Genomic DNA, 20,986 nt, shown 5'->3' with positions numbered 1-20,986 from the left:
GGGCCTTATTCACCACGAAGCTCACGAAGGCACGAAGGAAAACCACAGAGCACACGGAGTCCACCGAGAATTCCCGGGATGCATCGCTGAATCGATCACGCGAAACGGCCCTGGTTGGACAGGCGTGATCTCTCGGCCTGTTGTCCCTGGCCCGCGAAATACCTCAGCCAGCGCGGCCGGAGAGGTGGCCGATGCGCTGGGTGAGTTTTTCCCAGGCGCCCTCCAGGGCGGCCAGCGGGTCGCGGCGGCGCAGGGCCCGGCGCGAGTGGATCCACTGGCCGGTCGGCCCGGCCGGTTCGGTGTCGTGCGCGGCCTCGATGATGCGCGCGACGACGGCGAACTGGTTGTACTCCTCCAGCACGCGACGCCGGGCCTCGAGGATATGCGGCAGCCGCTGTTCGTACTCGTTGTCGCGGATCGCGCGGCGAATGCGCTCGGCCGTCCCTTCGACATCGTCGATGTCGATGGCAATGAAGCTCTCCGGCGGGAAGTAGTCCGCGGCATTCGGCGCGCCGTAGTAGAACGGCAGCGTGGCGCCGAGGAAGGCGTCCGCCAGCTTCTCGGTCCAGTGATGCGGCCCCACGTAGTTCTCCACCGCGACGTGATAGCGATAGGCATCCAGGCACTCGGCCTTGTCATCCAGCGGCTGCACGCCCTTGCCGAAGATTTCCAGCTCGGGCAGTTGGGCCTTCAGTGCCCAGGTGAAGTCGTAGCGCCGCCGATGCAGGGTGTGCCGCTGGCGCTTGGCCGAGCACATGGTGGCAATGTCGCGGCTCTTTTCCAGCGGCGGGTGTGCCCGCATGTCGTTGTACGGCCGTTCACCCTGGCTGCCGAAGCCGTAGTACCAGATCATCCCCTGCTGGGAATGGATGCGCCGCCGGTGCTTGAGCGCCCATTCCGGGTGCGAGGTCAGTACCCGGCCGAACTGGCGCGTAAAGCGCCGGCCGTAGGACTTGATCGAGGGCGGCTCCATGGTCACCAGCAGGGTGCGCTCGGCGCCACAGGCGAGGCGTTCGCTGTAATGCCGGTTGCGCCCGGTGTTGGACGGGAATTCGTCGTACACCACCAGCCAGTCGTACTCGGTGGCCTGCGGGTCGAAGGTGAACTCGCAACGCCCCCAGCGCGCCTCGCCGTCCGGCAACTGGTGACGCCAGATCGCCTCGCGCATCGTCGACAGGAACTTGACCCGGATCCGGTCCGTCGGCGAATCGCTCACCGGTTGGCTCCGCCGTGTTCCAGGAACTCGGCATAGGCCCCGGCCAGCCCTTCGTCGAGCCCGATGCGGGCCTTCCAGCCCAGCGCCGCGAGGCGCGACACATCCAGCTGCTTGCGCGGGGTGCCATCCGGCTTCGAGCGGTCAAAGCGCAGCTCGCCCCGGAAGCCGACCACGCCGGCCACCCGCTGCGCCAGTTCGGCAATGGTCAGATCCTCGCCCGTGCCCACGTTGATGTGGCTCAGCATCGGCTCGGTGTGCTCCGCGTACGTGGTCTGGTCGAGGTTCATCACGTGCACGCAGGCCCCCGCCATGTCATCCACATGCAGGAACTCGCGGCGCGGGGTCCCGCTGCCCCAGACGGTCACGTAATCGGCGCCGGCCTGTTTCGCCTCGTGAAAGCGCCGGATCAGCCCGGGGATCACGTGGCTGTTCTCCGGGTGGTAGTTGTCGCCCGGGCCGTAGAGGTTGGTCGGCATGACCGAGCGATAGTCCGTGCCGTACTGCCGGTTGTAGCTCTCGCACAGCTTGATGCCCGCGATCTTGGCGATGGCGTAGGGCTCGTTGGTCGGCTCCAGCGGCCCGGTCAGCAGGGCGGCCTCCGCGATCGGCTGCGGGGCCTCGCGCGGGTAGATGCAGCTGGAGCCGAGAAACAGCAGCCGCCGCACGCCGGCGCCGTGGGCGGCGTGAATTACGTTGGTCTGGATCGCCAGGTTGTCGCGGATGAACTCGGCCGGATAGGTGTTGTTGGCGTGAATCCCGCCCACCTTAGCCGCCGCCAGATAGACCTGGTCCGGGCGTTCCACGCGCATGAACGCCTCCACCGCGGCCTGATCGGTCAGATCGAGCTCGGCGTGGGTGCGGGTCAGCAGCTCCACGCCCGGCCAGTCCTCGAGCTGGCGGCAGATGGCGCTGCCCACCATCCCCCGATGCCCGGCGACGAAGACGCGCTGCGGCTTACTCATGGCGGCTCAGGGTGCGGTAGCCGTGGTCGCGCACCAGCTCGTCGCGTTCGGCGCTTCTGAGGTCTTCGCGCACCATCTCGGCCACCAGTTCCTCGAAGCGGATGCGCGGTTCCCAGCCCAGCTCGCGCCTGGCCTTGCTGGCATCCCCCAGCAGGGTCTCGACCTCGGTGGGCCGGAAATAGCGCGGGTCCACCGACACAATGCAGCGGCCCTTGTCGTCAAAGCCCTGCTCGTCCACGCCCTCGCCGCGCCATTCGATGCGCATGCCCAGCTCATGGGCCGCGGCGTCGACGAAGTCGCGTACGCTGTGCTGTTCGCCAGTGGCGATCACGTAGTCGTCCGGGGTGTCCTGCTGCAGCATCAGCCACTGCATCTCGACGTAGTCGCGGGCATGGCCCCAGTCGCGCTTTGCGTCCAGGTTGCCGAGGTACAGCCGCTCCTGCAGCCCGAGTTTGATGCGTGCGAGGGCGCGGGTGATCTTGCGGGTGACGAAGGTCTCGCCGCGCACCGGGGATTCGTGGTTGAACAGGATGCCGTTGCAGGCGTACATGCCGTAGGCCTCGCGGTAGTTGACCACAATCCAGTAGGCATACAGCTTGGCCACCGCATAGGGGCTGCGCGGGTAAAACGGGGTGGTTTCGTCCTGCGGCGTGGCCTGCACCTTGCCATAGAGCTCCGAGGTGCTCGCCTGGTAGAAGCGCGTGGTCTGCTCCATGCCGAGGATGCGGATCGCCTCCAGCAGGCGCAGGGTGCCCAGGGCATCCGAGTTGGCGGTGTATTCCGGCTCCTCGAAGGAGACCGCCACGTGCGACTGCGCGGCCAGGTTGTAGATCTCGTCCGGCTGCACCTGCTGGATGATGCGGATCAGGCAGGTGGAGTCGGTCAGATCGCCGTGGTGGAGGATGAAGCGGCGATCGCTCTCGTGCGGGTCCTGATACAGGTGGTCGATGCGATCGGTATTGAACAGCGAGGAACGACGCTTGATGCCGTGTACCTCGTAGCCCTTGTCCAGCAGGAACTCGGCCAGGTAGGCCCCGTCCTGTCCGGTGATCCCGGTGATCAATGCCACTTTGGCCATATCGACTCCCGCTGCCGGGCGGCGTGCGCCCCACGCCCCGCCCAAAACGCGGGATCATACCATTCCCGCCCCCGGCGGCACGTGCTTCAGGCGCGCCCGTAGACGTCCTCCAGGCGCACGATGTCGTCCTCGCCCAGATAACTGCCGGACTGCACCTCGATCAGCTCCAGCGGCAGCGCGCCGGGATTCTCCAGGCAGTGCACCTGCCCGATCGGGATGAAGGTCGACTCGTTCTCGGTGACCAGGTAGTTCTGTTCGCCGTTGGTGACGCGCGCGGTACCGCTGACGACCACCCAGTGTTCCGCCCGGTGGTGATGCATCTGCAGCGACAGGCGCGCGCCGGGATTCACGGTGATGCGCTTGACCTGATAGCGCGACCCGGTATCGATGGATTCATAGCAGCCCCAGGGCCGGTACACCACGGTGTGGTCCACGTGCTCGCTACGGTCGGCCGCCTGCAGGCGTTCGACGATGCGCTTGACGTCCTGCACCCGGTCGCGGTCGGCCACCAGCACGGCGTCGCGGGTGGCCACTACCGCCAGATTGCGCACCCCGATGCCCGCGACCAGCAGACCATCGGCATCCACCACGCAGCCCTCGCTGTCTTCCAGCAGGCAGTCCCCGCGCAGGGTGTTGCCCTGCTCGTCCACGCCCCGCACCCCCGCCAGGGCCGACCACGAGCCGATATCACTCCAGCCAGCCGCCAGCGGCGTGACGGCGGCGTGCTCGGTCCGCTCCATCACGGCGTAGTCGACCGAGATATGGGGGGCCGCCGCAAACGCGTCGGGGTCCACCCGGAGGAAGTCGAGGTCTTCCCGCGCGTTCTCCAGGGCGCTCCGGCAAGCAGACACGATGACGGGTTCGAAACGTTCCAGTTCTTCCAGATACTGCGACGCCCGAAACACGAACATCCCGCTGTTCCAGAGGTAATCGCCGCGCTCGATGTACTCGCGGGCCGTGGTCGCGTCCGGCTTTTCCACGAAGCGGGCGACGCGCGCGCCATCCGCGCCCAGTGCCTCACCCTGCTGGATATAGCCATAGCCGGTCTCCGGCGCCGTGGGCACGATCCCGAAGGTCACGAGATGCCCCGCCTCGGCCAGCGCCATCGCCCGCACCACCGCGTCCCGGAAGGCCTCGGGATCGCCGATGTGGTGATCCGCCGCCAACACCAGGAGCAGCGGATCGCGCCCCTCGGACCGCGCCTGCAATGCCGCCAGCGCGATCGCCGGGGCGGTATTGCGGCCCTCGGGCTCCAGCAGGATGCGTGCCTGCTGTACGCCCGCCGCGCGCAGTTGTTCGGCCGCCAGGAAACGGTGCTCGACATTGGCCAGCACCAGCGGCGGGGCCGCGCCCAGACCGTCCAGTCGCTGGGCGGTCTGCTGCAGCAGGGTCTGTTCCCCGGTCAGGGGCAGGAACTGTTTCGGATAATGGCTGCGGGATACCGGCCACAGGCGGGTGCCCGAGCCGCCGGCCAGGATCACCGGTTGCAGTTCGATCCGGCTTTGCGTCTGTTCCATCGTCCTTAACCCCGTATCAGGCGGGAAATCTCGTCCACGCGGCGCTCCAGCAGGGCCGGGTCCGCGCGGGTCTCCACGTTCAGGCGCAGCAGCGGTTCGGTATTCGAGCTGCGCAGGTTGAACCGCCAGTCGGCGAATTCCAGGCTGACGCCGTCGGTGTGATCCTCCTCCCCGCCCTGCCCGGCGTAGGCCTGCAGCACGCGCTCGCTGGCCGCGGCGGCGTCCTCCACCTCGAAGTTCAACTCGCCGCTGCAGGGGTAGCGGGCCATGCGCTCGGCGACCATCTCGCCCAGGGACTGTTCACGCCGCCCCATCAGCTCGGCCACTCGCAGCCACGGCAGCATGCCGGTATCGCAGTAGTAGAAATCGCGGAAATAGTGGTGCGCGCTCATCTCGCCACCGTAGATGGCGTCCTCCAGGCGCAACCGCTCTTTCATGAAGGCATGCCCGGTCTTCGACTGGATCGGCTCGCCGCCCGCGGCGCGCACCATCTCGATGGTGTTCCAGGTCAGGCGCGGATCATGGACGATACGCTCGCCGGCATGGCCGTCCAGGCAGGCCTCCGCGAGCAGGCCGACGATGTAGTACCCCTCGATGAAGTTCCCCTGGGCGTCGAACAGGAAACAGCGGTCGAAGTCCCCGTCCCAGGCCACGCCCAGATCCGCGCCATGAGTCCGCACCGCATTGGCGGTGGCGGCGCGGTTCTCCGGCAGTAGCGGGTTCGGGATGCCATTGGGAAATCGACCGTCCGGCTCGAAATTGACCCGGATCAGCTCGAACGGCAGATGCGGCTCCAGCGCCTCCAGCACTGGGCCCGCGCCGCCGTTGCCTGGATTGACCACGATCTTCAGGGGCGGCAGGGCCTCGCGCTGGATCGAGGCCAGCAGCCGCGCCACGTAGTCGCCCCGGTGGTCCAGATGCCGGATCTGCCCATTGGGCATGGGCCGGAAATCCCCCCGCTCGGCCCGGTGACGAATCGCCTGCAGGCCCGAGTCGCCACTGATCGGGCGCGCCTCGCTGCGCACCAGTTTCAGGCCGTTGTAGTCCAGCGGGTTGTGGCTGGCCGTAACCATGATCCCGCCACCGGCGCCGTAGTGCGCCGTTGCGAAGTAGACCTCCTCCGTGCCGCACAGACCGATGTCCGCCACGTCGCTACCGCCCGCGGTCAAGCCCTCGATCAGCGCCCGCGCCAGTTCCGGGCTGGACAGGCGAATATCGTGGCCGACCACGGTTCGCCCCGGCCGAATCTCCTCGGCAAACGCACGCCCGATGGCCCTTACCACCTCCGGGTTGAGCTGATCCGGCACCCGCCCGCGTACGTCATAGGCCTTGAAACAGTCGATCTTCATTCACGTCCCTTTTCCGCATTTTTCGCGACAACGGCGCGCAAGCCTTCCCGCGTATTCCTTCATGATACATAGCCGGAACGCCGCGCGAGGCCCTGCCAGCATCACCGGCGTCAGTAGCGTTACTTGACGTTCCGCGCGCATGCCCCCGAACATGGTGGGTTTATCAAACGAGGAAAAGCCGATGAGTGAGCCGCAAGTGAAGACCGAGGAGAAGAAACAGCATTTCGACGACATCTACGTCGCCGAGACGCCGGTACCGTTCAAGGAGCGCATCATCGACGCGCTCGACTACATCTCCGACGACTTCAACCGGCAAACCTTCGACCGGCTGATCCTCCCCTGGGCCGAGAAGCAGGCGGCCGCCGGCAAGACCCTGAACTACGTGGACCTGTGCTGCTGCTTCGGCAACACCACCATGGCCGCCATCCACAACATGGATGTCGAGGCGATCCGCGCCAACTGGGCCGACGAACAGGCCTGCAAGACCGTCGCCGCGCCGCGCCGCCTGCCGATGAAGACCACCGGGATCGATATCTCCGGCAATGCCCTGGCCTACGGCAAGAGCGCCGGGCTGTTCGACGAGACCTTCGAGGCCGATCTGAACCAGCCGGCGCCGGAGACCCAGGCCGCGATCGAAAAGGCCATGGCCGACGCCGATATCGTGATCTCCACCGCGTCGCTGGTCTACCTCGACCCGCCGGCCATCGAGAAGCTGGTGCGCTCCTTCGCCGAGACCCCGCGCGAGGGCTATATGCTCGTCAACTTCCTGAACCCCTTCGCGCTGGAAAAGGCCGACGCCACCAAGCGCCTGCTGCTGGAACACCTGGAGTTCGTGGGCAGCACCGCCAGCCGGCACCGCCGGCTGTCGCCGCTGGAACAGGAGAACTACCCGGGCGAAGACTGGGCGCTGCTGGAGATCTGGGTCCTGCGCCGCCGCGCGTAGCCCGCGGGCGCGGCCGGGGCGCGACGCCGCGCCCCGCAAATCGTCTCTGAAATTGCCCCTGAAATCGAAAGGGCCGGCCCATTCGGGTCGGCCCTTTTTGCTGGCTCGGGGTGTGTCGGGTTTGAGTGCTCGGCTCAGAGCAGCACGACGCGGTTCCGACCCGACTCCTTGGCCTGGTACATCGCCTCGTCCACCCGACGGGCCAGCGTCTTCGGCGTATCGCCCGGGCGCATCTCGCTGACACCGAAACTGGCCGTCACCGAGATCGGGCAGGGTGTTTCCATTGCGGCCACCGCCTTGCGCAGTTTTTCCGCCATCGCCGCGGCCCCGGCGCCGGGCGTCTCGGGCACCACCACCATGAACTCCTCCCCGCCCCAGCGACCGAGGGAATCCGCCTCGCGCAGGGCGCCGCGGACGGTTTCCGCGAGGCGCTTGAGCACCTCGTCCCCGGTCTCGTGGCCGTAGTCGTCGTTGAAGTCCTTGAAGCGGTCGATATCGAACATGATCAGGGACAACGGACGCCCGTAGCGTCGGCTGCGCTCCATCTCCGCCTCGAGGGTATCGCCGAGACTCAGACGATTGGCCAGACCCGTCAGCCAGTCGGTGTGCGCCAGCCGCCGGATCTCGTCTTCCATGCGCACGCGATCGGTCACGTCCTTGCCAATCGACACGTAGTGGGTTACTTCGCCGCCGGCATTGGTGACCGGGCTGATGCTCTGCTCCATGTGCATCAGGGAGCCATCCCGGCGCCGATTCACGAACTCGCCGCGAAAGGCATCCCCCCGCTTCAGCGTGTCCCACATCTCGCGATAGAAATCGGCATCCTGCTGGCCGGATTTCAGGATGCGCGGAGTCTGCCCCAGTGCCTCGTTGCGGCTGTAACCGGTCTGTTCCTCGAAGGCCGCATTCACGTAGGTGATGGTGCCCTCGGGGTCGGTAATCAGGACCGGGTCCGCGGATACCTCCAGCGCGGTGGACAGCAGCCGGATCTCGTCATCGCGGCGCCGTTCGTCCGTGATGTCCTGCTGCACCGACACGAAGTGGGTCACCCGGCGGTCGTCATCCTCCGCATACACCGGCGAGATGTGCCAGCGAACCCGGTACCAGGAACCGTCCTTGCGGTAGTTGATGGCCTCGCCATCGAAACACTCCCCGCTGGCCAGGGCACCCCGCATCCGGTCCAGCACCGCGCGCGAGGTGGCCGGGCCCTGCAGCATGCGCGGGGTCTGGCCCAGGGCCTCGTCGCGATCGTAGCCGGTCATGTGCTCGAAACCGGCATTCACATAGACGATCCGCGGGCCTGCATCCAGATCGGCATCGGTGATGACCACCGAGTTGTGCGACTGTTCGATGGCCGCATCCAGAAGGCGGAGTTTCTCGAACCCCTCGATGAACGACATGGGCGGCATGGCACGGCCTTCCGGAAACGAATGGGCGCGGGGACGGGCCCCGCGAAGTATACGGCCGAGGAATCGGACTCGTCCGCGAAAGCGGGGTTCAGTCCATATCGGCCATCTCGAGGATCGAGCCGACGATGTCGCTGGTGGTCACGATGCCCTCAAGCTCGTTGCCCTTGAGCACGACCAGCCGCCGGATCCCCTGGCTCACCATCAACCGCGCCACATATTTCACGTCCATCTCGGCGGGCACCGTGATCACCGGCTTGGTGCAGACATCATAGACGTTCGAGAGGTCAATATCGCCCTCCTCCGCCACGATCGTCTTCAGGATCGTGGTGTAGGTGATGATGCCGTAGGCATCGTGGGCGTGCTGCTTCTCCACCACCAGGGACTTCACGCCATGCTTGCGCATCAACTGCATGGCCTCGCGCAACGGCGCCAGGGGGGACACGGTCACCACGTTGGGTCTGAGAATCTCGCTTACCAGCATAATCGTCTCCGTCAGAGTTCTTCCTTGACCTGTTCCTGGAACTGCTCGATCTGGTTGCGCCCGATACCGGCCAGGTGGGCAAGATCCACCGTAAAGGCAATCCCGCGCGGATCGTTCGCCAGATCGAGTTCCCTGGAGATGCATTTGAGCACGCCCAGGGCCACCTTCTTTTCCAGTACCCACAACAGGACCGACTGACTCCCCTCGTAGGTCATGCCGAGGAAGGTCTTGCGCGCCTCGGCCCCGATGCCGCGCGCGTCCATGATGGTTACTCCACCCGCGCCGGCCTCCTTGGCCGTGGCGATTGCCTGTTCCTCCAGGTCATCCGAGAGGACGGCCACCAGTGCGGAAAATCTCATTGCGCTACTCCTCCTGGTTACGCGTGAACCAGCGTTCGTACAGATCCACGGCGATCGCGTAGAGCATCACCGTGACGATGGGAAAGATGGACGCAAACGCGATCAGGCCGAAGCCGTCGATCAGGACGTTGCGGTCCTCCAGGTGCGTCGCGAGACCAATCCCCAGTGCCGTCACCAGGGGTACGGTCACCTCCGAGGTGGTCACGCCGCCCAGGTCGAAGGCCAGCGCCACGATCTGCTTCGGCGCGAGGATGGTCAGCACGATCACCAGCAGGTAGCCGCCCATGATGTAGTGGTGGATGGAATCGCCCGCCAGGATCCGGTGCACCCCGATAGTGATACCGATGGCCACGCCCAGCGCCACCAGGATGCGGATCACATCGCCGCGCAGGGAGCCGCGCGCCGCCTCCTCCGCCTTCTGGCCGATCGCGATCAGGGCCGGTTCCGCCATCGTGGTGGCAAAACCGATGGAGAACGCGAACAGATAAACCCACAGGAACAGCTCGTTGGTGATCAGCTGCTCGGCCATGCTCTCGCCGATCGGGAACAGTCCCAGCTTGAGCCCGACCACGAAGGCGTACAGGCCCAGCACCACCAGCACGAAACCGAAGATCACCCGCGGCAGATACGGGATGCGCTTGCGCAGCACGAAATACTGGAACACCACGATCACCGCGATGATCGGCGCCACGTCGCGCAGCATCAGCAGCAGGTCCATGCCCATCGTGGCCAGCCAGTGACCCTCGGCCCCCGGCAGATCCGTGTCCGGATCCATCGCGGCGGTCTCGGCGTTGGTCGGCGCCCCGATATCGGCGCCGGTGAACACGATGATGCCGTAGAGCTGCACGGTGATCATCGGCACCATCACGGCCAGCGCCACCAGCCCGAACCCGTCACGCAGCGGATTCCGCCCGCTGATCGAGGCGGCCAGCCCCAAACCCAAAGCCGCCACCAGGGGCACGGTCACGATGTTCGTGGTCACCCCGCCGGAGTCGTAGGCCAGACCGACAATCTCTTCCGGGGCAAAGAAGGTGACCAGCACCACGAGCACGTAGCCGGTCAGGATGTACCAGTGCAGCGGGTGGCCCAGCACCGTGCGCAGGATCCCCAGCGCCACCACGGCCCCGACCGACAATGCGACGATCAGGCGCAGCACGATTCCCTCGATCCGCCCCTCGCTGATCAGCTCCGCCTGCTCCGCGACCGCGATCAGGGCCGGCTCCGCAATCACCGTGGCAAAGCCGAGGGTGAAGCCGAACGCCATCAGCAGCAGCAACGAACCCCGCCGGGCCAGCGCGTTGGAAAGGTTCTTGCCGATGGGGAAGATCCCCATCTCCAGCCCCTGCAGGAACAGCGCCACGCCAAAGACCACGATGGCCAGCCCGACCACCATGGACAGCAGGCCATCCGGCACCGTACGCAGCACCAGCGCCTGGAACACCGCCACCACGATCACGATGGGCGCGAGATTGCGCGCCGCGTGACCCAGGGTGTGGAGAAAGTTCATGCGCTCCCTTCCCGGGATATGACCCCGGAATCAATTCCCCGCCTGGCGGTCGCAGGGTGTATGGAATCCCTGCAGATACCCTATCGCGCCGTGGTGGTCGGCGCCACGGGCGGCCTCGGTGCCGCGTTCGTGCAACACCTGGAACAGGACCCGAACTGCACGCAGGTCATCGCACTCGGTCGCCACAGCGACCCGCCCGTGGATCTCGTCGACGAGGCCAGTATCGAACATGCCGCCGCCTGGCTGCGCGAGCAGGCCGCCGAGTGGGACCTGATCCTGGATGCCACCGGTATCCTGACCATCGACGGCCAGGGCCCGGAGAAGCGCCTGCGCGACCTCGATCCGGCCGTCATGGCCCGAGCCTTCGCCATCAACGCCATCGGCCCGGCGCTGTTGTTCAAGCATCTGGCACCGCTGCTCCCGCGCAACCGCAAGGGGGTCCTGGCCACCCTGTCCGCCCGGGTCGGCTCCATCGAGGACAACCACCTCGGCGGCTGGGTCAGCTATCGCGCCTCCAAGGCGGCCCTCAACCAGATCGTGCGGACCACGGCCCTGGAACTGCGGTTCAGCCACCGTCAGGCCGTCGTGGTCGGCCTGCAGCCCGGCACCTGCGCCACCCGCCTGTCGGAGCCGTATCGCTCGCGCGCGCCGGAGGTGCTGAGCCCCGAGTACGCAACCGGTCGCCTGCTGGATGTTCTGGACCGGCTGGACGCCGAGCAGTCCGGGAGTTTCCACGACTTCGAGGGCCAGCGACTGCCGTTCTGAAAACCATCAGCGGAGATGATCTGCATCAACGAATACTGATACGCGCGGCGCGATAGTACCTCCGACCAACACGCCTTCGGAGGAATCGAACATGCGACACACCCTGACCTTCCGCTCCCTGGCGCTGGCCGGCCTTCTGGCCCCTGCCGCCCTGATCCCGGCCCACGCCACCGCCGCCAACGCCGACGTCTCCGCCGGCGACTGGCTGATCCGCGGCGGCCTGACCCACGTGGCCCCCAAGTCCGACAACGGCAACCTGAATGCCAGCGGCTTGGGGCTGAGCGCAACAGCTCCGGCTGACGTCGGGTCGAACACCCGTCCGTCCGGCAACATCACCTACATGATGACGGACAACCTGGGTCTGGAACTCCTGGTCGCCATCCCGTTCAAGCATGATCTGAACGTGGGCGGGGTCGACATCGGCAGCACGCGCCACCTGCCGCCGACGCTGAGCCTGCAGTACCACTTCAACACCGGTACCGCGGTCCGCCCCTACGTGGGTGCCGGTATCAACTACACCTACTTCTTCGACGAAGATACGGCGTCAGTCACGCTGGGGCAGGATGTCGACCTGGACGACTCCTGGGGCGCCGCGGTGCAGGCCGGGATCGACTTCGCGGTGGACGACAACTGGTTCGTGAATGCCGAAGTGCGCTGGATCGACATCGACACCGACGTGTCGCTGGGTGGCGCCCATCTCGGTACCGTCAACATCGACCCCTGGACCTTCGGGATGAACGTCGGCTACCGCTTCTGACGCATACCCTGAAGCAAGACGCCGGCCTAACCGCCGACGTCTTCCACGAGGCCGAGGACCCGCGCGATGCGGTCCTCGGCCTCTTGTGTTTCCAGGCCCCGCGATTTCGGCGCACCCCAGACGGGGCCGGGCCACGCCGGGTCCCCCTCGAAGCGCGCCACGTGGTGCAGATGCAACTGCTCCACGATGTTGCCCAGCTTGGCCACGTTCAGCGCTCGCGGGACGAAGGCCTGCTCCATCGCCCGGGCCAGGGCGCGCGATTCGCGGGCCAGCTGGGTGGCATCCTCCACCGCGAGTGCATGCAGTTCCCGCAGGTCGGGGCGCCGCGGGACCAGGATGAACCAGGGGTAGTCCCAGTGATCCATCAATCGGACGCTGGACAGCGGCCACTCCGCCACGGCCCAGGTATCCGCGACGAGCCGCGGATCGAGTCGAAACTCAGTCGTCATTGGCCAGCTCCTGCCAGATGCCGGGTTGCGACCAGAGGCCCGTCTCCCAGTCCCCGCCTGCGGTCCTTAGCAGATAGCTATAGTGCGACCGATGGCGCAAGGCGGCCGCGGCACTACGCCGGGCCTCCGCATCCGGGCCGCTGATCACCACCAGTTGCGTGCCGGGGACCGTCCAGGCCCGGGCGCTGGTTCCCGTTTCCAGGCCCGGTTCCACGGCCGCAGGCTCCGGTGCGAGCCCGCGCACGTCCAGCCATTCCGCCACGGCGGCATGCGTGCCCAGCAGGATCCGCGTGCCCCCCATGCCCACCGCGACCTCGGGCACACGCCCCAGCCAGGGCGCAACCTCCGCGGCCCCGGCATCCCCGAGCGGGAACACCCGCACATCCGGATCCAGAGCGCCCTGGCGCAGGATGTCCGGCGACTCGCCATCGGCCAGATGCCGGAACAGCCGCCAGTCCGGATCGACGGCGATCGCCCGCGGCCGCCTTTCGGTCTTGATCGAAACTGGCCGGGACACGCTCTCCAGCTCGATCCAGTGCGTTTCGCGCCCCTCCACGGTCTTCAGCACCAGCGGCACACGCAGGTGCCACGGGTCGTCGTCATCCGCTTGACGCAGTTGCCCCGTCACCTGCCACCCGTTCCCGCGCGGCTCCAGCCGCAGCGCGGCCAGTTCCGGCGTCGGCGCCCCCGTACGTTCGATCCATTGCTCGAAGAACGGGCGCAGGTCCTCCTCCGTCTCCCGGTCGAAGGCCTCGATCACGGCGGCCCAGTCGGCCTCGCGAAAAAGCCACTCGGCATACAGCTCGCGCACGCCGGCGCGCAGGGCCTGCTCCCCAATCCGGTCCTCCAGCATCCGCCACAGCATCGCTCCGCGGTGATACCCGGCAATCCGCGCGGCGCCGGAATTCCCGCCCCGGAAGCTACCATGTGGCCGGTCCTGCCCACTGGGCAGGGCCGCGTAGTCACGCAGCCACTGCCCGCGCTCCTCACGCCCCTCACCACGATCACGCTTGAATTGGTAATCGGCCATGAAGGTGGTCAGCCCTTCCGACCAGTTGCCGCCCGAGGCGTCCACGTACACCCCCGTCCCCCACCAGGCGTGGAGCACTTCGTGTCCGAGGGAGGTATGGGGGATGAACGGCAACGGAATCACGCGCTCGCCCATCAGCGTAAAACCCGGGAAGGCCAGCCCCACCGGCCGCGGACTCGCGGCGATGGTGAAAGTGTCGTAGGGATATGGCCCGATCGCCTCGCTGAAGCGCTCGATATAGCCTGCCGCCTGCTCGCGATAGGTCGCGCCGAATTCGGCCTCCAGGTGAGCCGGAAACAGCGTGCGCACCGTGACCGTTCCAACCTCCTGCTCGACCGCGTCCCAGGGTCCGGTGGCCACGGCCAGCGCGCGTGCCGCCGGGTGTTCGAAGGTTGTGCGGTACCGGTCTCCTTCGCGCTCCTCCGCCACCTGCGAACCGGATGCGACCGCCCGATGGCCGCCGAGGCTGGTCACTTCGATGCGCACGGCATGCGGCTCCTGCTCCGGTCTTCGCGGATACCAGTCCGCCCCCGCCGGCAGATATCCGCCCTCCGGGGCCAGGAACCCGCTTCCGGGTCGCGCATCGTCCAGTGCGGGCAGACGTGCGCCGTAGCGAATCACCAGGGCGCCGGCATCGGCCTCCGGCGCGCGCGCCAGCTCCAGCCAGCCATCTCCGCTACGCTCGAACTCGACGGGGTGCCCGCCCAGCGAGACGGCGTCCACGGCAATCCCCGGATCGAGCCGGAAGCGCCGCAGAGTGGCCGGATCCACCTGCGCCGGATCCGCCTCGAACCGGCCCTCCAGCCGCGACTGGCCGGGATCCAGTTCCACCTGCACCACCACCCCGGCAACAGAGGCCGCGCCGGGGAGCGGCGCCAGAAGCAGTCCTACGGCGATGATGACGCCCGCAAGCAAGCCGGTTCGCATGGTTCAGTCCCCGCGCGGGAAACGCGCTACCCGCTCGAGCTGCTCGCCCTCGCGCTCGATCTCCAGGGGCAGCCAGGTACCGGGCGCGACGGCCCGCACCACGCGCTGCAGGTCGCTCGCCGCGCGGATGGATCGGTCCCCGGCCCGCAGGACGCGGTCCCCCGCTTGCAAGCCGGCGGCCTCGCCCACCGAGTCCGGCTGGACCCGCAGGATGCGAATACCCGGCTGGTCATCGGCCTCCAGGTGTACCCCAAGCAGGGCCCCCGAAAGTTCGAATCGATCGTCGCGCGGGACCCCGAATACGGCATCCGCCAGGTCCGGGTCGGTTTCCGCGCATTCCCCGGGCTCGCGCGGCAAAAGCACCGCCGTGTCGGTCACGCCCAGATCGGCGAGCTGGTGGGGTACCCCGTAGCCGTATTCCAGATGCCCCGAGCCGATGATCGCCGCCACCAGCGGAGGACGCTCGCCGCCCGCCTCGAGATGCGCGGAGATGGCGCCCGCCATCATGCGGTCCCAGGCCACCTGGGTCGCGACAAAGCGCTCCGCATCCGGCCCCATCCCGGCCGGGTGGCGTTCCAATACGGATTCCAGATACGCGCGGTACCCGTCGCTGGGCGCGGCCGGGGCGGACACGCCGTCGCGTGCCTCCTCGTCCAACGCGTCCCAGCCTTCATGGCCCAGCCGCCGGATCGACTCCCGCTCCAGGTTCAGCGCCAGCAGGGGCACGTCATGCAAACGGGCGAAGTGCAGGATGGGCCAGTACAGGTCGGGATCGAAGCCCCAGTGGGTATACCAGCCGCTCGCTTCCAGGAAGGCCTCCGGGTCCAGTTCGCCCGCGACCCAGGCATCCAGGACCGGCTGTTTGGAACGCGGCAGCATCTCGAGGCCGATCACCAGGTCCGGGCGATACCCATGCAGTGCCGCCAGGGTCGCCAATTGCCAGCGATGATGATCCATTCGGTCATGGCGCTCGCCCAGCAGGACTGCATCACGCCTTGCCAGGTCGGCATACAACTCGGCCGTATCCAGCCGCTCGCCGCCCGGCGCCGACCAGACGCCAGCGGCGGCACAGTCATCACCGGCCTGGGCAACGCTCACCAGCGAAACGGCCAGCAGACCCGAAGAAACCAGCCGTTTCAGCATCCGAAAACCTGCATTCATGCATCGCTCCTCGTCCCGCCCGTTCTACCCGGCCGCTCGTGCCAGGCACGTACCTGCCAACCCTTCTGAAGACTCTGCTAGACCGCCGGCGTTCCCCCATGGCCCCGGCTCGGTTAGCCTGCCGGGATGAATGCATCCCCGCAAAGCCCTTCCCGCATGGCCTGGCTGGACCAGGCGATAGGTGTCCTGCGCTCGCTGATCATCTATCGCCGTCCCGGCCGGCAGCGAGGCCTGCAGCGCATGTATGCCTCGTTCGTCCAGCCCGGCGACCTGGTGTTCGACATCGGGGCCCACGTCGGCGACCGCACCCTGGCCTTTGCCGCCCTGGGCGCCCGGGTCGTGGCACTGGAACCCCAGCCCCAGCTCCTGCCCTGGTTGCGGCGCGCCGTGCGCGGCCGGCCGGGTATCGCGATCCGCCGCGAGGTCGCCGGGCCGCGCCCCGGCTCCGCGCAGTTGCAGATCAGCCGGCGCCACCCCACGGTCTCCTCGGCTTCGCGCCCCTGGGTCCGATCGCTGCGCAACCACAACCGGAGCTTCCAGCACGTGCACTGGGACGACGAGATCACGGTCCCCATGGTCACCCTCGACCAGTTGATCGAGGAATACGGCACCCCCGCCTTCTGCAAGATCGATGTCGAAGGCCTGGAGGCCGAGGTCCTGCGCGGGCTCACCCACGCGGTCCCGGCCCTCTCGTTCGAATTCGTCGCCGGTGCGCTGGACGTCACCCGCGACTGCCTCCGGCAACTCGATGCGCTCGATACCTACGAGTACAACCTGATCCCCGGCGAGCAACGCCAGTACCGCTTTGCCCAATGGCAGTCCGGCGCGGAAATCCTGACCTGGCTGGAGGCACACGGCGACCGCCTGGGTTCGGGCGATCTATATGCCCGCCGCCCTGTCGCTTGACGCCACGCCCCCAGGCGGCAAGGCTGGACGCATGAGAGCCCGAGACCTCCCCTGGTGGCAGGACCGTACAAGCGCCGGGATCGCCGAACTCGCCGCGCGCGACGCCGTTGCGCTCCTGCCCCTGTCGGCGATCGAGCAACACGGCCCGCACCTCCCGCTGGAGACCGACTACCGTATCGGCCTGGGGCTCCTGCGGACGGCCTGCGAGGCCCTGCCGGAGGATCTGCCGCGGGTCGTCCTTCCGCCCGTGGCCGTCGCTACCAGTCATGAACACACAGACTTCCCTGGCACGCTGACCCTGCGCCCCGAGACCGCGCTGGCCCTGCTGCGTGATCTTGGCGAGAGCGTAGCGCGCAGCGGTCTTCGCCGACTGCTGATCGTGAACAGCCACGGCGGCAACACCGCGATCTGCGACCTGGCCGCGCTGGAGCTGCGCCGGGACCACAGTATGCTGGTGGTCAAGCATCACTACTTCACCCAGCCCCCGCCGCCCGAATTCGGCATCCCGGCCGAGGAACTCCGCCACGGCCTGCACGGAGGGCTGATCGAGACCGCGATGATGCGCTTCCTCGCGCCGGAGACCGTCCACATGGACGCGGCCGCCGACGCGCCGTCGCTGGGGGCCACGCTGGCCGAGACAATGGAGGTGCTGGAACCCGAGGGCCGCGCGTCCTTCGCCTGGATGGCGCAGGACCTCAATCCCTCAGGGGTCGTGGGCGATGCCCGCGCGGCGACCGCGGACCTCGGCGAACGCCTGGTGGCGCACTATGCCGGAATCCTGGCCGCCGCCATCCGCGACACGGCCCGCTTCGATCTGGCGCAACTGCGCGCCTGACCGGTCCCTCAGCCGCGCTCGGCCTCCGAGGCCAACAGCTCCTGCAGCCAGTGACCGCCGCGGTCGGCCTTGGTGCTGAGGTAGCGCAGGTTGTGCGGATTCAGCTTGCCGTGCACCGGCTCGCGCGCCACCACGTCGATGCCGCCGGCCCGCAGCGCCTCGATCTTGCCGGGGTTGTTGGTCAACAGACGGACGGTATCGATACCCAGGAATTCCAGCATCTCCACGGCCGCATCGTAGCGCCGCCCGTCCGCCTCGAAGCCCAGCTGGCAGTCGGAGTCGATGGTGTCCAGACCGGCCGTCTGCATGGTGTAGGCGCGCAGCTTGTTGGCCAGCCCGATGCCGCGGCCTTCCTGCGCCAGGTACAGCAGTACGCCCCCACCCGACTCGTTGATGGTCTTCACGCCCAGCCGCAACTGGTCGCCGCAGTCGCAGCGCAGGCTGCCGAACAGATCGCCGGTCAGGCAGGCCGAATGCAGTCGCACCGGGACCGCCTCGGGCCAGTCCCGGGGCTCGCCGATCAAAACGGCGACATGCTCCAGAATCCCGTTCCCCTCCCGGAACAGCATGAAGCGCGTGACCGGAGCATCCGCGAGCGGCACGGGGGCCTCGCTGACATAGGCCAGCTCCAGCCGCGGATGCTGGGCCACGGCCCGGGCCTCCTGCTCGTCTACATCCAGGAACATGCCATCGGCAAGCGCCGACTGAATCGCCTCGGGCACCGGTTCGGGCACCGGGGCGGCCACCACCGCCGGCAACAGGCGACCCGCCCGCACCAGTTCCAGGGCGGCGACTTCCGCCGGCAATGCCCGCGTCACCGTCGGCTGGCCGAGGGCGGCATCGGGGTGTCCGGCCTCGTTCGAGGCCTCGGGGGCACTGGCCAGGGTAAACAGCGCCTCGGGATCGGTGTCCGGGGCGAACTCGAGGGCCACGCCCTCCCAGCCTTCCTGCAGCGGCTGGGCCCAGCCCATTGCAGAGGCCCGGTGCGCAGTTAGAATCAGTCGAGGCGACGCCCCGGTCATGTGGGTCAAACGATCCAGCAGAACGGGGGTCAGACCCTCGACGGCCGCAACGAGTACACTCGACTGCGAACCACTTACCAGGACCGGATGGCCCCGGCGCAGATCAAAGATCCCGCGATCGGCGTTGTGCATCGGGTACGTCCATAGGGAGTTTTGTTTATGACCCGCCCGCAACCCGCGAATTCCCCGAAGGCGAGCCCCGGATACTCCAGACGTGTCATCAGGAACCTGCCGGATTCGGGACTGATCGGCTACGCGTGCGGGAGATCGGCCCCTAGCCTACCCCAACTGGCCGGTCGCGGTCCCGTAACCCCGGAATTTGCGGCATGACGGCATATCCGGTCACCGAGGAGCAAGCCTGGCGCTGGCTGCTGGCCCAGCGGGCCGAGCCCGGCTGCTGCCCCCTGCCCGGGCCCCTGGCGCCGGGCGCCCACGAATTGCTGGATCTCTACGGCCCGATCGTCGAGGCGCCCAGCATCACCGTGGCCCAGCTCGGGCAAAGCCTGGACGGACGCATCGCCACTGCCAGCGGCCATTCGCACTACGTCACCGGCCCCGAGGATATCGAGCGCCTGCACCGCCTGCGGGCCCTGGTGGATGCCGTCATCGTCGGCGCCGGAACCGTGGTCGCGGACGACCCCCGTCTGACCGTGCGCAAGACCGAGGGCCCGAATCCGGTGCGCGTGATCCTGGACCCCGACGGCCGCATCCCCGCCGATGCCCATGTCTTCCGCCATGCCGAGGTCCGCACGCTCGTCCTCCACGCGGCCGGCTACGGCCCCTGCGGGCTTCCCGAACACGTGGAATGCCTGGAGATGCCCACCGGGGACGACGGGCGCTTCGACCCGGCCCGGATCCGCGGGCGGCTGGCGGAGATGGGCCTGCACCGCCTGCTGGTCGAGGGTGGCGGGCAAACGGTTTCGCGCTTCCTGCAGGCCGACACCCTGGACCGCCTGCACCTCACCATCGCACCGATGCTGATCGGGTCCGGGCGCCCCGGCGTCACGCTGCCGGAGATCGACTCGCTGGATCAGGCCCTGCGCCCGCCCTGCCGGATCTTCCGACTGGGGGGGGACACCCTGTTCGACCTGGACCTGCGCAGCAAGCCCTGAGGCCGGCCGGCACGGCGTGGCCTCAGCTCAGGTTGTCGCGAATCGCGCGGGAGACCGCGTCCAGCTCGGCCGGCACCTTGGTCGGCTGCACCACGCTCTGCGCGATCGCGGTGTCCGGGTCCTTCAGTCCGTTGCCCGTGAGCGTGCACACGACCGTCGAGCCTTCCGGGATCTTGCCGTCGCGGATGTCGCGCAGGGCGCCGGCCAGGGATGCGGCCGAGGCCGGCTCGCAGAACACGCCCTCCTTCTCGGCCAGCAGCTTCTGCGCGGCAAGGATCTCGTCGTCCTGGCATTCATCGAACCAGCCACCCGACTCTTCGCGCACCGTCCACGCCATGTCCCAGGACTGCGGATGGCCAATGCGAATCGCGGTCGCCACGGTATCCGGGTTGTCCACCATCGCGCCGCGCATGAACGGCGCGGAGCCCGAGGCCTGGTAGCCCACCATATGCGGGCGGTTACCCACCATGCCGCCTCCGGCATATTTGCAGTGGCCCTTGCAATAGGCGCAGGCATCGGTCACGTCGTCACTGCTCTTGGCCGCCATCTCGCTGTAACCGATCCAGTGCGCGGTGATGTTACCCGCGTTGCCCACCGGCAGGCAGTGATAGTCCGGGGCCCGACCCAGCTCCTCGACGATTTCGAAAGCGGCGGTCTTCTGGCCCTGCAGGCGATACGGATTGACCGAGTTGACCAGGGTCACCGGGGTGTTGGAGGCGACTTCCTTGACCAGGCGCATGCCGTCGTCGAAGTTGCCCTCGATCTGAATCACCGTCGCGCCATGCATCATCGCCTGGGCCAGCTTGCCCATCGCGATCTTGCCATCCGGGATCACCACGAACGCGGTGATCCCGGCGCGGGCGGCATAGGCAGCCGCCGCCGCGGAGGTGTTGCCGGTGGAGGCGCAGACGATCGCCCGCGAGCCCTCTTCCACCGCCTTGGTCACGGCCATGGTCATGCCGCGGTCCTTGAACGAACCGGTGGGGTTGAGCCCCTCGAACTTCACGTAGATCTCGACCTCCCGCGCCAGATCACGCGGGATGTTGTTCAGCCGGATCAGCGGCGTGTTGCCCTCGCCCAGCGAGATGATGCGGGTGTCGTCATGCACCGGCAGGCGGTCGCGGTAGCGTTCGATCAGTCCGGTATAGCGGTGTCCAAAGGCCATGATGTTCTCTGTCGTTGCGGTTGCAGTCCGGGCGCC

General features: G+C 67.7%; 20 protein-coding genes. 6 read left to right on the top strand and 14 right to left on the bottom strand.

All coding sequences use genetic code 11. The features are described from left to right. Positions 1 to 163: 163 nt before the first annotated feature. The 5 genes from H609_RS0105190 to H609_RS0105170 all read right to left on the bottom strand — a co-directional run bounded on the left by H609_RS0105190 (position 164) and on the right by H609_RS0105170 (position 6,122). A complete protein-coding gene (locus H609_RS0105190; protein WP_028484463.1) occupies positions 164 to 1,216 on the bottom strand; it encodes a glycosyltransferase family 10 domain-containing protein in 1,053 nt (350 codons plus the stop codon). Next, positions 1,213 to 2,178 carry a GDP-L-fucose synthase gene (locus H609_RS0105185; protein ID WP_018877742.1) on the bottom strand — a complete coding sequence of 322 codons (966 nt, stop codon included), beginning with the start codon at positions 2,176 to 2,178 and terminating at the stop codon, positions 1,213 to 1,215. Before H609_RS0105185 ends, H609_RS0105190 begins: the two co-directional genes overlap by 4 nt. Then, on the bottom strand, positions 2,171 to 3,256 hold the full coding sequence (gmd, locus tag H609_RS0105180) for a GDP-mannose 4,6-dehydratase (protein WP_018879037.1): 1,086 nt from the start codon (positions 3,254 to 3,256) through the stop codon (positions 2,171 to 2,173). The genes H609_RS0105185 and gmd overlap by 8 nt, the downstream gene beginning before the upstream one ends. 86 nt (positions 3,257 to 3,342) lie before the next feature. Further along, positions 3,343 to 4,773 (bottom strand): mannose-1-phosphate guanylyltransferase/mannose-6-phosphate isomerase, encoded by a 1,431-nt coding sequence (locus H609_RS0105175; RefSeq protein WP_028484462.1) that lies wholly within the window; start codon positions 4,771 to 4,773, stop codon positions 3,343 to 3,345. A 5-nt stretch (positions 4,774 to 4,778) separates the two neighbouring features. Beyond that, on the bottom strand, positions 4,779 to 6,122 hold the full coding sequence (locus H609_RS0105170; protein WP_028484461.1) for a phosphomannomutase/phosphoglucomutase: 1,344 nt from the start codon (positions 6,120 to 6,122) through the stop codon (positions 4,779 to 4,781). A gap of 181 nt (positions 6,123 to 6,303) precedes the next feature. Here H609_RS0105170 and H609_RS0105165 point away from each other — a divergent pair, with 181 nt between their 5' ends. Continuing rightward, the gene (locus H609_RS0105165; protein ID WP_018867422.1) at positions 6,304 to 7,065 is read left to right on the top strand and encodes a class I SAM-dependent methyltransferase; all 762 of its coding nucleotides are present in this window, start codon (positions 6,304 to 6,306) and stop codon (positions 7,063 to 7,065) included. Positions 7,066 to 7,199: 134 nt separating this feature from the next. Here the strand turns inward: H609_RS0105165 and H609_RS0105160 are convergent, their stop codons facing one another. The 4 genes from H609_RS0105160 to H609_RS0105145 all read right to left on the bottom strand — a co-directional run bounded on the left by H609_RS0105160 (position 7,200) and on the right by H609_RS0105145 (position 10,821). Then, positions 7,200 to 8,474: a diguanylate cyclase gene (locus tag H609_RS0105160; RefSeq protein ID WP_018875387.1), complete on the bottom strand. Its 1,275-nt coding sequence runs from the start codon at positions 8,472 to 8,474 to the stop codon at positions 7,200 to 7,202. A gap of 88 nt (positions 8,475 to 8,562) precedes the next feature. After that, positions 8,563 to 8,955, bottom strand: a complete 393-nt coding sequence (locus H609_RS0105155) for a CBS domain-containing protein (protein ID WP_018145798.1) — start codon at positions 8,953 to 8,955, stop codon at positions 8,563 to 8,565. 11 nt (positions 8,956 to 8,966) lie between these two features. Further along, positions 8,967 to 9,314, bottom strand: a complete 348-nt coding sequence (locus H609_RS0105150) for a hypothetical protein (protein ID WP_018875386.1) — start codon at positions 9,312 to 9,314, stop codon at positions 8,967 to 8,969. Positions 9,315 to 9,318: 4 nt separating this feature from the next. Next, the gene (locus H609_RS0105145) at positions 9,319 to 10,821 is read right to left on the bottom strand and encodes a DUF1538 domain-containing protein (RefSeq protein WP_018875385.1); all 1,503 of its coding nucleotides are present in this window, start codon (positions 10,819 to 10,821) and stop codon (positions 9,319 to 9,321) included. Positions 10,822 to 10,881: 60 nt separating this feature from the next. Between H609_RS0105145 and H609_RS0105140 the strand changes: the two genes are divergently transcribed. After that, a complete protein-coding gene (locus H609_RS0105140) occupies positions 10,882 to 11,586 on the top strand; it encodes an SDR family NAD(P)-dependent oxidoreductase (RefSeq protein ID WP_018875384.1) in 705 nt (234 codons plus the stop codon). A 91-nt stretch (positions 11,587 to 11,677) separates the two neighbouring features. Continuing rightward, the gene (locus tag H609_RS0105135; protein WP_018875383.1) at positions 11,678 to 12,343 is read left to right on the top strand and encodes an OmpW family protein; all 666 of its coding nucleotides are present in this window, start codon (positions 11,678 to 11,680) and stop codon (positions 12,341 to 12,343) included. 26 nt (positions 12,344 to 12,369) lie between these two features. Here the strand turns inward: H609_RS0105135 and H609_RS0105130 are convergent, their stop codons facing one another. The 3 genes from H609_RS0105130 to H609_RS0105120 are packed head-to-tail and all read right to left on the bottom strand — an operon-like array spanning position 12,370 to position 15,910. Further along, positions 12,370 to 12,792, bottom strand: a complete 423-nt coding sequence (locus tag H609_RS0105130; protein ID WP_018875382.1) for an HIT domain-containing protein — start codon at positions 12,790 to 12,792, stop codon at positions 12,370 to 12,372. After that, a complete protein-coding gene (locus tag H609_RS0105125) occupies positions 12,782 to 14,749 on the bottom strand; it encodes a M1 family metallopeptidase (RefSeq protein WP_028484460.1) in 1,968 nt (655 codons plus the stop codon). The genes H609_RS0105130 and H609_RS0105125 overlap by 11 nt, the downstream gene beginning before the upstream one ends. A gap of 3 nt (positions 14,750 to 14,752) precedes the next feature. After that, the gene (locus tag H609_RS0105120) at positions 14,753 to 15,910 is read right to left on the bottom strand and encodes a ChaN family lipoprotein (protein ID WP_026280210.1); all 1,158 of its coding nucleotides are present in this window, start codon (positions 15,908 to 15,910) and stop codon (positions 14,753 to 14,755) included. 126 nt (positions 15,911 to 16,036) lie between these two features. Here H609_RS0105120 and H609_RS0105115 point away from each other — a divergent pair, with 126 nt between their 5' ends. Beyond that, complete coding sequence (locus tag H609_RS0105115) at positions 16,037 to 16,816, top strand: FkbM family methyltransferase (RefSeq protein ID WP_028484459.1); 780 nt, start codon at positions 16,037 to 16,039, stop codon at positions 16,814 to 16,816. Between the two features lie 31 nt (positions 16,817 to 16,847). Beyond that, positions 16,848 to 17,651: a creatininase family protein gene (locus H609_RS0105110; RefSeq protein ID WP_028484458.1), complete on the top strand. Its 804-nt coding sequence runs from the start codon at positions 16,848 to 16,850 to the stop codon at positions 17,649 to 17,651. An 8-nt stretch (positions 17,652 to 17,659) separates the two neighbouring features. Here the strand turns inward: H609_RS0105110 and ribA are convergent, their stop codons facing one another. Continuing rightward, positions 17,660 to 18,805, bottom strand: coding sequence for a GTP cyclohydrolase II RibA (gene ribA / locus H609_RS0105105; RefSeq protein WP_026279290.1), 1,146 nt, complete (start codon positions 18,803 to 18,805; stop codon positions 17,660 to 17,662). 194 nt (positions 18,806 to 18,999) lie between these two features. Here ribA and H609_RS0105100 point away from each other — a divergent pair, with 194 nt between their 5' ends. After that, positions 19,000 to 19,785, top strand: coding sequence for a RibD family protein (locus tag H609_RS0105100; protein ID WP_028484457.1), 786 nt, complete (start codon positions 19,000 to 19,002; stop codon positions 19,783 to 19,785). Positions 19,786 to 19,807: 22 nt separating this feature from the next. Here H609_RS0105100 and thrC read toward each other — a convergent pair whose 3' ends face one another. Then, on the bottom strand, positions 19,808 to 20,950 hold the full coding sequence (gene thrC, locus H609_RS0105095) for a threonine synthase (RefSeq protein ID WP_018867409.1): 1,143 nt from the start codon (positions 20,948 to 20,950) through the stop codon (positions 19,808 to 19,810). Positions 20,951 to 20,986 lie beyond the last annotated feature (36 nt).

Origin of the sequence: Thioalkalivibrio sp. ALE17 (assembly GCF_000425605.1) — a bacterium.
Lineage (GTDB): Bacteria > Pseudomonadota > Gammaproteobacteria > Ectothiorhodospirales > Ectothiorhodospiraceae > Thioalkalivibrio.
This window is presented reverse-complemented; position numbering and strand designations above follow the sequence as displayed.